The organism is Bradyrhizobium sp. sBnM-33 (genome assembly GCF_032917945.1).
Classification (GTDB): Bacteria; Pseudomonadota; Alphaproteobacteria; order Rhizobiales; family Xanthobacteraceae; genus Bradyrhizobium.
Window position 1 is genome coordinate 8,466,315 of sequence record NZ_CP136624.1, and the last position, 14,497, is coordinate 8,480,811.

The window sequence follows — 14,497 nt, forward strand, 5'->3', positions numbered from 1 at the left end:
GTGTCCGGCCTCACTCACATGGCGAACGAGAAACCGCCATTGACCGGATAGGTCTGTCCGGTCATCCACGAACTTGAGTCGCTGGCCAGCAGAGTCACCAGGCCTGAAATGTCTTCGGGACGTCCAAAGCGGCGAATGACATAGCGTTCAAGCTGACGTTTCGTCTTCTCGGGAGGCTGCGCCTCGATGACTGGCGCTATTGTCGGGGTCAGCGTTGCGGCAATCGCGACGCAATTCGCGGTAATATTGTAGCGACCCAAGGTGCGCGCCACCGCCCGCATGAAGCCGGCGGCACCAGCCTTGCCGCCCGAATAGACCTCGATCCCAGACTCTCCAACTCGTCCCGCGTCGGAGATGATAGTGATTAATCTGCCGCTCTGCTGTCTGATCATGTAGGGTGTCGCCGCGGTCACGCAGGCGATCACACCGAAGAGATTGACACCAAGCCAGCGCTGCCAGTCTTCCGGAGATGTCTCCCAGAATGGCTTCGGTGAAGCGCTGGACGGGTTGGCCCCCTCGTTGCCGGCATTGTTCACCAGCACATCCAGGGTGCCGAACTCATCGACGGTGCGGCGCATCATGGCCCTGACCCCATCGAGGTCGGTAACATCCGCCTGGACAGCGATCGCTTTGCCGCCCGCATCGACGATCTCCCGTGCGACTTGGGTAGCGCGTTCCAGAAAATAATCGTTGACGACGACCTTTGCGCCATGAGCCGCGAGCGTCAGCGCGAGTTGACGGCCAACTCCCTGCCCGGCACCGGTAACGACTGCCGCCTTGTCATTCAAATCAAGAATGCTCATCGATGTCTCCTCCGGAAACTCCAAGAGCCAGCGTTGGCGCTCGCTCTATCGATTCCCAGCACCTGCGATAGATCACAACTGACTATAAAGTCAATTTTTTATTCTTACACGACATCGATGGAGATGAGATGGATCGGCTGCGGCTGAGGTGGCGCGTGCCTGATCCTATGCGCTTCGGATGACGAGTTCCTCCCTGGGCGGCAGGCTCTCGGCTTGGTCATCGGTGCGCAGGGACGTCCCCGCGTTTGAGCCAATGATATAAGAGCTTCCCACTCGACCGACGGCCACGAAGACTGCCCCGCCGCTGGTGGTCGGAGCGGATTTGCGTGCCGACAAATCGCCGACTGCCTCCCATCTCTCGATGGCCATTGCGAGTTGGGCGCTTACCGAGCAGCCAATTTGCTTTACTCGATGATGTAAAGGGATTACTTCAAAGTCAGGAATTCGGGCGATCATTGACGCGAGCGCTTCTGTTGTCGGATTGTCCTCCGATCAAATTGCTGAAGATTCGACACGATGCCGCACTGCCCATAATGAGGAGCTGAGAACGAAGTGCCCCGTTGGAAGAATGTCCTTCAGACCAGTGATGAGGTTTATCGTGTCAAGCGGAACGCGGTGCTCCGGGAGGCAACGCGCATCATCGCGAGAAAAGGCTTTCACAACACGTCTCTCGACGACGTCGCCGAAGCCCTTCAGGTTTCGAAAGGCACGCTCTACAACTACGTAACCGACAAGCTCGAGATACTTTTCGAGTGCCATATGATGTCCCTCGACATGGGGTTGCAAGCCGTCGCGTTCGCAGAGAAGCATGGAACGACAGGTTATTCGAAGCTCCGGCTGAACCTGCGCGCCTATATCCGCTGGCAGAACCAAGCCCTGGGCGCCGGCGGCGTGACCTCGGACGTGTCCGCGCTGCGCCCAGCGGATCGACGTAAGGTAATTGACAGGCGTGACGAGATCGAGGATCGCCTCGTCTCGTTTATTGAGGAAGGTATGAAGGACGGCACGATCCGGCGTGTCGATCCAAAACTCGCCGTCTTCACGTTCATGGGTGCGGTGACGAGTGTTCAGAGTTGGTACTCGCCGAAAGGCCGGCTCGGATTGGACGACATCGCAGATGGGATGGTTGATTTGCTAATGCATGGCTTGGGGACGAGCGCAAATCCTGACGATATCGACCTCATAGAAATTCCTCCTGCCGTTCCTCTTGACGTGTTCGGCGCCGAAACCGCCAGACAGGCGGCAGACGCGTCGATCGCTCCGACGGCATCAAAAGGCGCCGATATGGGCTCGCCGGAAAAAGGGAGGCGTCGTCGCGTACCGCAGATCGGCGGAGCCCGGACTGGAATCACCGCAAAGAAAAGTCGGCCCTGATTTTGCGGTCGCGTCCCGTACCGTCGCACACGAATCCCGCGCCTTGTAGAGATCGGCAAATCGCCCGGCCCGCTATTGCTCGCAAGCGCTATTGACTTTCGCGAGCATATTAGTGACCTTTGAGTCAAATCCGATCCGCGCCAGGGAAAGACGGATCGCTTTGGGAGTCCGATCGCTTGGAATCGAACGGCAGACGGGGAGCGCACGTCTCAAGCTTCGTTGAAGGCCGGTCAGCTTTTGCGATGGATTGATGACATGTCGATCCTGCAAGGTTTACGCATCATCGAGATTGCCGGCTTGGGCCCCGGTCCGTTCTGCGGCATGCTTCTTGCGGATTTGGGTGCGGACGTGATTGTCGTCGAGCGCAAGGATGCGACAACGCCGTTGCCGCGTCCGGACTACATTGTGAACCGAGGGAAACGCTCGATCGCGCTGGACTTGAAGCAACCGCAAGCCGTCGAAGTGGTATTGCGGCTCGTCGAACGGGCCGATGTGTTGATCGAAGGCATGCGGCCCGGCGTCATGGAGAGGTTGGGCATCGCTCCCGAGGTCTGTCTGGAGCATCGCCCTTCGCTCATCTATGGCCGCATAACGGGGTGGGGACAGTATGGTCCGCTCTCTCACTCGGCGGGGCACGACGGGAACTATACCGCATTGTCGGGCGCTCTCTGGTACGCAAGTCCGCCGGGTATTGCGCCCGTCGCCCCTCCAACCTTGATCGGAGATGTCGGAGGTGGTGCACTCTATCTCGCGATCGGCTTGTTGGCCGGCGTTCTCAAGGCAAAGCAGAGCGGTCGTGGACAGGTAGTCGACGCAGCCATCGTGGACGGCTCTGCGCATATGTTGAACTTGCTACTCAGCGCACTGGCCGCCGACGGCGCGGGCTATGAACGAGGTGTCCATCACTTTGATTGCGGTCCCTCGGTCAATACCTACCGTTGCTCGGACGGTGGTTGGATCATCGTGTCGCCTCTCGAGACTCAATTCTACGAAGAGCTGCTCAAACGCATCGGACTTGCTGGAGATCCGGTATTCGAGAACCGGACCGCCAGCGCGGACTGGCCTCTGCAGCGGGCTGTATTGTCGGAGACCTTTGCCAAGCGGACGCGTGCCGAGTGGTGCGCGATACTCGAAGGAACCGACGCTTGCTTCGCCCCAGTAAACGATCCCGGGGAGGCCGCGCGCCACCCGCATATGGCAGCGCGACAGGTATTTGCTGAAATTGGTGGCGTATTACAGGCCGCTCCCGCCCCGCGCTTTTCTCAGAACGCTCCAACCAATTGGCGACGAGGTGTGCCGCGTGTTGGCGAGGATACCGAAACGATCCTCCGCGAGACCGGCTATAATGAAGGCAGCATGAGGGAATTGAGATCGTCCGGAGCAATCTAGGCTCGTATCTTTTCGCGCGCTTGACGGAGTCGCAGGACCCGCTTCCAGTTGGCCTACTGCGTCTCCAATCTCCCCTCGCAAGGTAACACCGGTCTCGCCGACCTTTCATGATCGCCGAACGGAGAACACGCGCGAACCACTGGCGCGCAGCTCAATGTCCCACTTGGGAAGCCCTATTGCGGAACAATTTGGACCAGCCTTTTGCCGATGGCAGTCCCACGCATCATGCCGATCAGCGCTGAAGGCGCCTGCTCCAGCCCTTGAACGATGTCCTCATGGAAATATATCTCGCCGGCCTGCAACCACGGTGCTACTCGAGTTTGATACGCAGCAAGCTTGTGCACGTGGTCGGAAACCATGAATCCGGTCATTGCGATGCGCTTTGCGAACATCGCCTGCATTCCCTTGATACCGCTTTCGTTGACCGCGTTATACTCGGATATCATTCCGCATATCGGAAAGCGCGCCCCCACATTCGCATGGCGCAGTGCAGCCTCGAGCGTGCTTCCACCCACATTATCGAAGTAGACGTCAATGCCCTTCGGGCACAGTTCGTGCAGCGCTTCATCCGTCGCCCGCGTCTTGTAGTTGAACGCCGCGTCGAACCGACATTTAGTCTGTACGAAGGACACCTTTTCGTCGCTGCCAGCCGAGCCGACTACGCGCGCGCCGGCGCGCTTGGCGAACTGCCCTGCCAACTGACCGACCGCGCCCGCGGCTGATGAGATGTACACGGTGTCGCCGGGTTGCGGTCGACCCAACTCTATCGCGCCTACCCAAGCGGTGAGACCCGGCATGCCTAAAGCGGAAATCGCAAGGGTTGGACGGCCTAGTGCCGGGTCGATCAAGTGGAGGCCCTCCCCGCGCGGTACCACGGTGCGTTCGGCCCAGTCTAGGAAGCCCCACACGTAATCGCCTTCGCCGAAGCGCGCGTTTCTTGACTGAAGGACGCGACCTACAACGCGCGAAGCCAGAGGCTTGCTAATTTCGAAACTGGGCGCATACGAGGCTTCTTCGTTCATCCGGCCCCGCAAATAGGGGTCCACCGACAACCAGACCGCCTGGACGAGCACGTCTTCGGGTCCACAGGACGGCTCCTCACGATCTTCGATCCGGAAGCAGGATTCATCGACCCATCCTGTCGGACGCTTGGCAAGCAAGACATGTGCGTTCGTACGACCTGGCTGCGGCATCTTTTCGCTCCTCGTGCTGTTCGCGTCGGCGATCATAACATCCCTGCGGCTCCTTGAACGCGCTCGACCAGGTGTCCTCAATCGATAGATGTCCATATCGCCCATCAATCTTCGAACCTCAGGCGATCATGTCCGTGCATGACCGTGAGTGTCTGCGCGGTGACGCCGGCGCTTTCATCGGAGAGAAAGTACAGCGCCGCGTTGGCGATGGCTGCCGCGGCTGCTCGGCTGCCAGACGCCATGCGATCATGGTCGAAGAGAGCGTAAGCGTCGGGGCCAAAGCAGGGCGGCGCGCATTGAGGGCCGCAATAGACGAGATTTGCTCGAATAGCTCGCGGGGCCACCTCCTCGGCGATGTTTCGCATGAGTCCGACGATGGCTGCTCCGACCGAGTCGTACGCCATCCTTTTCCGGCCCGTCGCAGGACCATTTATCGAGGCGGTGAAGACGACCGAGCCGCCGTCCCTGAAATTCGATAGCGCTTCGCGGCAACATAGCATCGGGCCACGTACATTCAGATCGAAAACGCGGGTCCATTCCTGCGCATCGAGTTGATGATGCTCGGCGTTACCTCCGCTGGCCGCATTCAATACTAGCCCGTCGAGGCCGCCTCCCAAGGCTTTGCGCGCTTCGCGCATCATCCAACTTGCGTCGGCCTCAAAGGCGAGATCGGCTCCTATGGCGTACGCATCTCCTCCATCCCTCCGGATCCGGTCGACAGTCTCGATGGCAGTTCTCTCGTCGGCGTCGGCAATCGCGACCCGCGCGCCTTCGCGGGCAAACAGAAGACTCATTGTCGCTTCTGTGGGAGCCGCGGCAAGCGCGACATCGTACTGCTCGGTTTTGACGACAAGCACGCGGCGACCCTCCAGTCGTCCTGGCCTGGGAGCAGCGACGTTCGATGGTAGCAAGTTCAACACGCCAGCCTCGCTGTCGGGAAATGCAGATCGTCAGGCGCAACTCTCCTAACGACGGCCTTGATTGGACGATCGAGGAGCCGGCCGCAACGACCACGATACGATCCAATTGACGCAATAGTCAATTTATTGTATTTCATGTTTATCGGCCGACTTGCAACGAGCAGAGAAGGTTCTGGATGCTGCCCCCCGCTTTGAAGGGTCGTTTGCGACTCCCCGCCATAGCCTCGCCGATGTTCCTGGTCTCGGGCGTTGACCTGGTGGTCGCGACCAGCCGAGCCGGATTGGTAGGAAGCTTTCCAAGCCTCAATCAGCGCACTTCCGAGGGATGCGAGGCTTGGCTGAAAGATATCCGATCGCGCCTTACGGACGCTGATGCGCCTTGGGCGATACAGTTCGCGGTTCATCGCACACATAAGCGCATGGAGGAGGACCTCGCGCTGACCGTTAAGTATCAGGTGCCTATTTTGATCAGCGCCATAGGAATAACGAGAGAGGCGACGGACGCCGTGCACTCATATGGCGGTCTTGTCTTTCACGATGCAATAAATGTACGGCACGCAAAGAAGGCGCTCGACGCGAATGTGGATGGGATAATCGCCGTGTGCGCGGGTGCCGGCGGGCATTCCGGCACGTATTATCCATTTGCCTTCATCGGCGAATTGAAACCCCTCTTGGGCGACAAGGCGCTTATCCTGTCCGGCTGTATCGGTAACGGTCATTCCCTTGCGGGAGCGATAGCTGCTGGCGCGGACCTCGGATACATCGGCACCCGCTTCGTGAACACCAAGGAGAGTATTGCATCCGAGCGTATGAAGCAGCTGGTAATCGAATCCGACATCCGGGACGTCGTATATTCCTCTGAAATCGATGGTCTCGGGGCCAACTGGCTGAGACAAACGCTTCCGGACAAGCCCGTTGGCAGTGACAAGCCGGGCGCCAGTCTTGCGGAGTTGCTATCTGACCATAAGCGCTGGCGCGATATTCTGAGCGCCGGACAGGGCGTCGGCCCGATAGACGATATTCCGACAGTTGCGGAGTTGGTCGAGAGAACCGAGCATGAGTATTTCTCGGCCGCGGAACGACTTCAGGTAGACCAAGACCCCCATCGGCACAACGGAAACGTTCGGACCGCCGGGTCAAGTCTTTCGGATACTTCAGCAGTTGAATTATCGCGGTAGTGCGTTAGCCGCACGATCACACTCGACGTGACTTGGAAAATAATGAATCGAAAGGGAGAAACGCCATGGATCGACGCACTCTACTCTTGCTTGCGGCGGCTACTGCTCTTGGAGTCAATAGACGTGCCTCGGCTTCGGAGACGCCCGGTGTTACTTCGACCGAAATCAAGATCGGCAACACGGCGCCCTACAGCGGGCCTGCATCGGCGTTCGGCGTGATCGGCCAGGCACTGAGCGCATACTTCCGGCAGGTAAATGACAACGGAGGCATTTCAGGACGCAAAATCAACTTCATCTCGCTCGATGATGCCTACAGTCCGCCGAAGACGGTCGAGCAAACGCGGCGCCTCGTCGAGAGCGATGAGGTAGCGTTCATACTCAACGGGATCGGTAGTGCTCCGCAGTTGGCCGTTCAGCGATACATGAACCAACGAAAAGTGCCGCAGTTGTTCGTAGGGGCCGGTGTGGACAAATGGAGCCAACCGGACAAGCTTCCGTGGTCGATTGGGTGGCAGCCCACTTTCCGTACCGAGGCATCAATCTACGCGCGGTATATCGATGCTGAGAGACCGAACGGACGGGTTGCCATGCTGCACTCAGCGGAAGATGCCGGCAAGGATTACGTTGCAGGACTGAAGTCGGTATGGGGAGGCAACTTCGATAAGAAGGTAGCCCGACTGGCGACGTACGAAACGCAAGACCCCACAATTGAGAGTCAGATCGTCTCATTGCACGCCTCTGGAGCCGATGTTCTGGTAATCACGGCAACGCCCAAGTACGTGGCCCAGGCGATCAGAAAGATCTATGAACTGAACTGGAAGCCATTGACGTTGATCACCAACACAGGGATTTCCGTTGCGGCTGTGATCAATCCTGTGGGACCCGAGAAGGCAATAGGCGTCGTTTCTACCGGCTATCTGAAAGACAACGGCGATCCCGTCTGGAAGGATGACCCCGGCATGAACGCATTCCGCAGGTTTATGAAGCAATACATGCCGAATGCGGATTTGGGTGATTCGAACTATGTTTTCGCCTATAGCGTCGCCGAGACCGCGCTGCATGTTCTCAAGCAGTGCGACGGGAATTTTTCGCGTGAGAACATCATGAAGGAGGCAACGAACATTCGCAATTTGGCGCTCTCGTGCTTGCTTCCCGGCATTGTGCTCAACACCGACTCGAAAAATTTCCGTCCGATACGACAAATGCAACTTCAAAGGTGGACCGGCACGCATTGGGAGCGCTTCGGCGATCTAATCGACGGGTCAACAACGTGATCACTAAACAACCGCGATTAGTAAATGCGAGGAGATTGCCAGTGCGTCTGCCAACTCTCGCTCCGGCTCGAATACCCCGCCCTTCTCTCACTCTCGGGGCGTTACGGAGTTTCACCTCAAAAGGAGGTTTGCGCCGCCCTGATCTCGCGGACGGCGTTTGTCGAGAAAGTTTCGGTATATGTACAGAACGAGTCGTCTATTTGAACTGATCAGCGTGTTGCGCGCACGCAGGATGCCCGTTACGGCCCTCTATCTTGCGCGTGAACTGGGTATCTCGCAGCGGAGCATATACCGAGACATTGAAACGTTGCGTTCGCTGGGAGCGCCTATCGAGGGGCAAGCAGGTATCGGCTATTGTTTGAGAGAAGGATTTTTTCTTCCGGAGTTCGCATTCTCAACGGACGAACTGGACGCGTTGATACTCGGTCTAGGCTGGGTGCGGCAGCGGGCCGATCCTGCCTTGGCACCATGCAGCGAAAGCGCCTTGGCGAAAATACTTTCCGCGAGAAAGAACGGGTCCTCGACGAGCGATGAGCCACCTGCTCTCGTAACCGCGGCCTCAGCGTCTGAGCTCATGGACCCTCCGCAGGTCGCACTTCTGCGAGATGCCATCCGTCGGCAACGCAAAGTCGCGATCAGCTACGAAGACGCCCACGGCTCGTTATCGGATCGCAGCATCTGGCCGATCGCAATCGTCTATTTCGACGACGTGCGCGTACTGGCGGCTTGGTGCGAACACAGATCGGCCTTCCGCCACTTCCGTGTCGATCGTTTGCACCTCAGGACGATTTCGGAGGAGCGCTACCCCGGGCGACGCCAATCGATCGTGAGGCGGTGGCGGCAGCAGGATCGTGACTGGCGTTCGATCCTGACAGTTTCTGACACGTCGACACGCTACCAATTGACGGGTGCACTCGCTCCCGGTGCCATGTCAAAGGAAAGATAAATGGTTTCATTGTCACCTGTCGCGATCGACGCCTTCCTGACTGGAGACGACGATTCAGCCGTTATAATGTTGAATCTGCTTCGATTCGAACCCGATGGCGGCCGAGAGAAATATCTGGAATACTTACAAATGGCCAAGCCGATTCTGGCTCGATTTGGTGCGAAAATCCTATTCGGCGGCGATGGTCTGCCGGTGCTCACGACAGGGCAAGCACAGGAATGGGATGCCGCTGTGCTGGTTCAGTATCCGCGCCGATCCGCATTCAAGAATATGATTGATGATCCGGAATACCATAAGGCGTTTAAGATTGGAGTAGCAGCAATTTCTGATATCGTGCTGCAACCTCTGAAGCGTATCGACAGTCTGATGTAACGCGAGGAGTTTGATTGCCGCGCCGATGGAAAATAGACGGTCGCGCGGCACTTCAAACGTCGTGTTCATAAAGGGCATCCCGTTAGCTGGGTGTTTCGGAAAAAGCGGCTGCGGGATGATCATCGCCGACTCACATATTGCGGCCGTCGTTCAGGGCTTCCAGGTATTGCGCACCGGTACGTAGCATGGTCAGATCCATTGGCTCGGGAATTTGGCGCCGGCAGAATCAAGCCATTTGCCGGAGGGTTGCGTAGTTGCGGCTGTGATAGATCAGGGCTCGCCGTCGTCGGCATGCGCGGTGGAGAGCACTTCGGAAGATCACGCTTTGCGTGCCAACTTCGCGGATATCGAGCGCGACGCGTGAGGTCACGCAGTACGGTGAGCAGGTGGCAAGCACGGCCAGTTCGGTCCAGCACACCGCTCATTGCTACCCGAACGACGCCTGCGAACATCTGCGACAGGCCGACCTGATCGGCGCCAAGGCTGCTGACGCAGAGCACGCCATTCGCTTTGACCACTTTGGGTGCCAGTCTCGCAATAAGCTCGTCCGCAGTGCGCTGACCGACAGGGACGCCACGCAGATCGCCATGCAGCGTTCCCCCGCCGATCCGTAGGACGCTCCCATAAGCGCGTCCACCGCCTGATCGAGGTCCGCATCAGGCAAAATGATCATGTGATTTTTCGGTAGTGTCTCAGTTTGAAATTTCGGGGCCTTTTTCTTGTAAGGCCCTCGGACCCGCAGGCTCTTCCCGCGCGTCGATCAGAGCAACGACGTCCGACATTTTCAGACCACATCCGGGGTGCTGTCCTCTATCTCGCCTGTCGAGATCTTCGCGACCATGACGGCGTTGCCGATCACGTCGGCTGGGCGCTTCTCGCCTTTAGGTTCGGTTGGCATTGGAGCTAGCCCCTTTCACCTTGCTAACAGCCCTCATCCAGTCTTCCCACATTGCTGGATCGCTCGGAAATTTGTCGGTCCAGGTAGACCTTGAAAGGCCGCCGAGAAGTATGGCTATGTCGTCAGAATGCATTCCGTCACGACGCCAATAGGCGTCAAGAAACTCCACCATGGCATCATATGCTTGCAACTCATCAAGATGCAGAACGGGGGTTATTTGGCGGTTCATAGGGCTAAGCATATAGGAGGCGGCGTCGGAATGCGACAGGTGCGTCAATCGGGGCAAATTTCAAACTGAGACACTACCGATTTTTCGCGCCACCGAAGGGCCGGCACCGCTTTCCATGTTTTGCTGCGGTTTTGTAGATACGCCCGGCTATGGGCGTGGATCCGACAAAGCTGATGGCCGCAGTATCGGGATGGTGGAGCAACGCATCGACTGCTTCCTTGTCGCCTTGAATGACGTTGAAGACACCGTCGGGTAAACCAGCTTCCTTCAGCCAGTCGGCAAATCAGCAATGATGCTGTCGGATCCCGCTCCGATGGCTTCAAGATGAAACAGTTTCCGCACGCCAGCGCGACCGGAAACATCCACATCGGGACCATCGCGGGAAAATTGAACGGCGTGATGCCCGCGACGACGCCGAGCGGCCTGACGGAATGGCTGTCAATGCGGGAGCTGACATTCTCGGTGATTTCGCCCTTCAGCAGATGCGGGGCGCCGGTCGCGAATTCAATGACTTCCAGACCACGCTGCATTTCGCCCACCGTGTCTGCGTGGATTTTGTCATGTTCCTTGTTACAGCAGACGCCAATTCGGACGTTCGATCCTCAACGAGACGCAGGAACTTGTTCAGGATACGCGCGCGCCGGAGCGGCGCGGCATCAGCCCAAGCTTCGAATGCGTTCGATGCAATATCCACTGCGCAGTCGACATCAGTCTTACTTGCCAGTGTCGACCCCCCGACATGATGACCAATAAATCTCACCACTTTGTCTCCCTGATCGAGCTTTGGACGCTTACGAGATGCGCCGCCACAACCTGCGCTGCCGATCCGACCTAGCTCGCCAGCCAAATTGCTCCAAGATTCACTGCAAGCCCGACGGCAGCCAGAACGCGCATGCCGCATTCGGTGAGAGCCGGCAGGTCGGTGTCCGGTGTGCCAGAGCGGATGCATTGCCCGATAGCTTTCACAGGATCCGGCGATGCCGGTATGCTGACCTCACTTGACCAGGTAGCAGCCGCCTTCGTTGAGCGGACGAAACGCGCGATCTGCCTCTACATTTCCGACCGCTTTATAGTAGTCCCAAGCCCCCCTTGATTCGCTGCGGGATTTCACTTGGTACAACGTTATGGGATAGAGAACCCGGCCGTCGATGCGAATCGAGCCGGCATTGCCGAAATAGTCGACTGGAGCCTTTCGCATCTCCGCCGCGACCACATCGGCATCTACTGAGTCAGCGCTCTTCACTGCTTTCAGATAGTGCGTGATGGACGCATAGACAGATGCTTGCTCCTTCGTCGGCATTCGCTTGGTTTTTTCGAAATAGCGCTTCGACCAGGTCCTAGCCACGTCGTTCTGATCCCAATAGAACCCTTCGGAAAGCAACAATCCGTTCGTCGCATCCAGGCCCAGACTGTGGACGTCAGTCAGATACACAAGAAATCCGACCAGCTTCTGTCCGCTGTCGGTGATGCCAAACTCCTTGGCTTGCTTGATCGAATTGATCAAATCGGCCCCGCCGTTCAGAAGTCCGATGATTTGAGCCTTGGAACTCTGCGCTTGCAGAAGGAAGGAGCTCAAGTCGGCAGTATTGATTGGATGTCGCGCTACTCCAAGCACGGATCCGCCGGCTTCGGTTATGAATGCCGTGACGTCCCGTTCCAACGCATGGCCGAACGCATAATCGGCTTCTACGAAAAACCAGGTCTTGCCTCCATTCTTTACAGTGTTTTGTGCGGAGGCCTTCGAATAGGCATAGGTGTCGTCCTGCCACGCCGTGCTATAGGGTGAACAGGCCTTCCCGGAAAGATCCGATGTCGATCCTTGCATCAGCGTGATGCGACGAGCCCGTCGGCCGACCTCTTGCACTGCCAACGCAACGGACGAGACCGGCACGTCGGCGATGGCATCGACGCCGTCGACGTCGAACCAACGACGTGCTGTTGCCGATCCGACATCGGCCTTGTTCTGGTGGTCGGCAGAAATGATCTGCACGGGCACACCATTGATAGCTCCTCCGAGATCATCGACAGCCATCTGTGCAGCGACGACAGAGCCCGGACCACCCAAGTCGGCATAGGGGCCGCTCATATCGTTGAGGATCCCGATCTTGACGACGTCCTTCTCGATCTTGGCGTCGCAGGGCACGATGGTGGAAAGCCCCAGCAAAGCCACAACGCTCATAGCGACACAGTACCGAATGATCATGGGTGATGCCTCATCGTTGCTGAAAACGCGCCGTCCATCTCATCGGACGATGCTTCGATCGATCATCGCGGAGGTGTCCTCCGCCATGACCAGACCTTGCTCACAATCGTTCCGAACGTGCCTGGGGTCGCGATCCCGGGGATCGCCATATCCGCCTCCGCCGGCGGTCTCGATCACGAGACGATCGCCCCGCCAAAGCTCCGTGTTGCCTTTCGACGGAAGCGTGATCAGCTCGCCATCGCGTTCCACGACAAACCGGGATTTCGCGCCGGCCTTCCCGCCGAACAATCCCCATGGCGGTATCTTGAACCGATCGGAGTAGGAATTGAACGTTACGCCATCGTCCATGATGCGATAGACCCGTCGCGCACCCAGGCCTCCCCGGTGTTTCCCCGCACCGGCCGAGCCGCGGCGCAGCGCGTACTCCTCCACCCGCATGAAGGGGTAATCGGCCTCGAGCGACTCGACAGGTACATTCGAGCAATTTCCCACGTAGCCATCGACGACGTCCGCCCCGTCCGAGCCGGCCGAGGCGCCCCACCCTCCACCGACGACCTCCATGTAGACACGGTATCGATCGGAGCCCATATGACCCATGCCGATCGCGTTCGTCGTATCGTGACCGGACGTCAGTACCTGGTCCGGAACCACTTCAGACATCGCGAGCATGATCGAATTGTAGACCCGATGGCATGCGTTGTTGCGGGCCCTTACCGCCAGGGGCTGGCTAGGATTGAGAAACGATCCATAAGGTACTTTCACGCAGCGGATCGGCCGATAGAGACCGTCATTCACCGGAATGCGCCCTCCCCCCAGCAAGATCGCAATGGCTCCATAGGCCGCCGATACCGTCGACGCGTGCGGTGAATTGATCATTCCCTTCGTCTGCGGCGAGCTGCCGTCGAAATCGATTTCGATCTCGTCGCCATCGATGGTAATTTTGACGGCAACCCGTAATGGATCCGCTGTGAATCCGTTGTCGTCGACAAAATCTTCCGCGCGATAAACGCCGTCAGGAATTGCGCGCACGGCGTCGCGGGCGAGCCGCTCGGAATAATCCTGAAGATCACGCGCCGCAGCCAGCACCGTCTCCTCGCCGAATCGATCGAGCATCTCTATGAAGCGAGCCTGACCGGTCCGATTGGCGGCCAGCTGTGCATAGATATCGCCCATAACGTCGTCGGGCGGACGGACGTTGATTCTGATGAATTGTTCCAGAAGGCCGTCGCCGAGATCGCGATCCACGTCGAACCGGCATAGCGGGATACGCAGGCCTTCCGAGAACACGTCAGTGGCGCTCGCGTTGGGGCCGGCCGCGCCTCCTCCGACATCGATGTGATGGCCGAGCGAAGCGCTAAACGCCAGCAACTTGTCACGATAGAAAACCGGTGTGAATAGAACGATGTCGTTGAGGTGCTGGGCACCGTGATAGGGATCGTTCGTAATCAGACCTTCGTTTGGCTTGATGGTCGAGAGATCGAACTTCGCGGCAAACGCCTCAAACACCTTGCCGAAGGAGTTCATGTGGATCGGGCAAAACTGTGCCTGGGCGATGATGCGGCCATTGCGATCGAGAAAGGACGTCGAACAGTCTCTGGCTTCGCGGATGATGGTGGAATAGGCCGAGCGCACGAGCTTCTCGCCCATTTCCTGCGCCATGCCGTGCAGCCCGTGGCTGATGATGTTGAAGGTCGCTTGATTGAGATTCGTGCGCATGA

Annotated in this window: 12 protein-coding genes and 2 pseudogenes; 6 read left to right on the forward strand and 8 right to left on the reverse strand. The window is 58.1% G+C overall.

Annotated features, from left to right (window positions below; all coding sequences use genetic code 11):
• Nucleotides 1-14: 14 nt before the first annotated feature.
• On the reverse strand, nucleotides 15-827 hold the full coding sequence (locus RX328_RS39735) for an SDR family NAD(P)-dependent oxidoreductase (RefSeq protein WP_213246693.1): 813 nt from the start codon (nucleotides 825-827) through the stop codon (nucleotides 15-17).
• 528 nt (nucleotides 828-1,355) lie between these two features.
• Here RX328_RS39735 and RX328_RS39740 point away from each other — a divergent pair.
• Nucleotides 1,356-2,177 carry a TetR/AcrR family transcriptional regulator gene (locus RX328_RS39740; protein ID WP_213246691.1) on the forward strand — a complete coding sequence of 274 codons (822 nt, stop codon included), beginning with the start codon at nucleotides 1,356-1,358 and terminating at the stop codon, nucleotides 2,175-2,177.
• 255 nt (nucleotides 2,178-2,432) lie between these two features.
• Nucleotides 2,433-3,566 carry a CaiB/BaiF CoA transferase family protein gene (locus tag RX328_RS39745; RefSeq protein WP_213246689.1) on the forward strand — a complete coding sequence of 378 codons (1,134 nt, stop codon included), beginning with the start codon at nucleotides 2,433-2,435 and terminating at the stop codon, nucleotides 3,564-3,566.
• Between the two features lie 173 nt (nucleotides 3,567-3,739).
• Here RX328_RS39745 and RX328_RS39750 read toward each other — a convergent pair whose 3' ends face one another.
• Nucleotides 3,740-4,795: an NADP-dependent oxidoreductase gene (locus RX328_RS39750; RefSeq protein ID WP_213246688.1), complete on the reverse strand. Its 1,056-nt coding sequence runs from the start codon at nucleotides 4,793-4,795 to the stop codon at nucleotides 3,740-3,742.
• A 68-nt stretch (nucleotides 4,796-4,863) separates the two neighbouring features.
• Nucleotides 4,864-5,616 carry an SDR family NAD(P)-dependent oxidoreductase gene (locus tag RX328_RS39755; RefSeq protein WP_213246687.1) on the reverse strand — a complete coding sequence of 251 codons (753 nt, stop codon included), beginning with the start codon at nucleotides 5,614-5,616 and terminating at the stop codon, nucleotides 4,864-4,866.
• A 239-nt stretch (nucleotides 5,617-5,855) separates the two neighbouring features.
• Here RX328_RS39755 and RX328_RS39760 point away from each other — a divergent pair, with 239 nt between their 5' ends.
• The 4 genes from RX328_RS39760 (at nucleotide 5,856) to RX328_RS39775 (ending at nucleotide 9,449) form a co-directional block, all read left to right on the forward strand.
• Nucleotides 5,856-6,857, forward strand: coding sequence for an NAD(P)H-dependent flavin oxidoreductase (locus RX328_RS39760; protein ID WP_213246686.1), 1,002 nt, complete (start codon nucleotides 5,856-5,858; stop codon nucleotides 6,855-6,857).
• Between the two features lie 65 nt (nucleotides 6,858-6,922).
• A complete protein-coding gene (locus RX328_RS39765; RefSeq protein WP_213246685.1) occupies nucleotides 6,923-8,131 on the forward strand; it encodes an ABC transporter substrate-binding protein in 1,209 nt (402 codons plus the stop codon).
• A 178-nt stretch (nucleotides 8,132-8,309) separates the two neighbouring features.
• Nucleotides 8,310-9,077 carry a helix-turn-helix transcriptional regulator gene (locus RX328_RS39770; protein ID WP_213246684.1) on the forward strand — a complete coding sequence of 256 codons (768 nt, stop codon included), beginning with the start codon at nucleotides 8,310-8,312 and terminating at the stop codon, nucleotides 9,075-9,077.
• Nucleotides 9,078-9,449 (forward strand): DUF1330 domain-containing protein, encoded by a 372-nt coding sequence (locus RX328_RS39775; RefSeq protein ID WP_213246683.1) that lies wholly within the window; start codon nucleotides 9,078-9,080, stop codon nucleotides 9,447-9,449.
• A gap of 515 nt (nucleotides 9,450-9,964) precedes the next feature.
• Here the strand turns inward: RX328_RS39775 and RX328_RS39780 are convergent.
• From RX328_RS39780 to RX328_RS39795, 5 genes and pseudogenes are all read right to left on the reverse strand, one after another.
• A pseudogene (locus RX328_RS39780) lies at nucleotides 9,965-10,131 on the reverse strand (aldehyde dehydrogenase family protein); the annotation flags it as partial.
• 518 nt (nucleotides 10,132-10,649) lie between these two features.
• Complete coding sequence (locus RX328_RS44010) at nucleotides 10,650-10,847, reverse strand: aldehyde dehydrogenase family protein (protein ID WP_410734087.1); 198 nt, start codon at nucleotides 10,845-10,847, stop codon at nucleotides 10,650-10,652.
• Between the two features lie 55 nt (nucleotides 10,848-10,902).
• A pseudogene (locus tag RX328_RS44015) lies at nucleotides 10,903-11,525 on the reverse strand (aldehyde dehydrogenase family protein); the annotation flags it as partial.
• A gap of 45 nt (nucleotides 11,526-11,570) precedes the next feature.
• Complete coding sequence (locus RX328_RS39790; protein ID WP_213246680.1) at nucleotides 11,571-12,779, reverse strand: ABC transporter substrate-binding protein; 1,209 nt, start codon at nucleotides 12,777-12,779, stop codon at nucleotides 11,571-11,573.
• Nucleotides 12,780-12,818: 39 nt separating this feature from the next.
• On the reverse strand, nucleotides 12,819-14,495 hold the full coding sequence (locus tag RX328_RS39795; protein WP_213246679.1) for a hydantoinase B/oxoprolinase family protein: 1,677 nt from the start codon (nucleotides 14,493-14,495) through the stop codon (nucleotides 12,819-12,821).
• Nucleotides 14,496-14,497 lie beyond the last annotated feature (2 nt).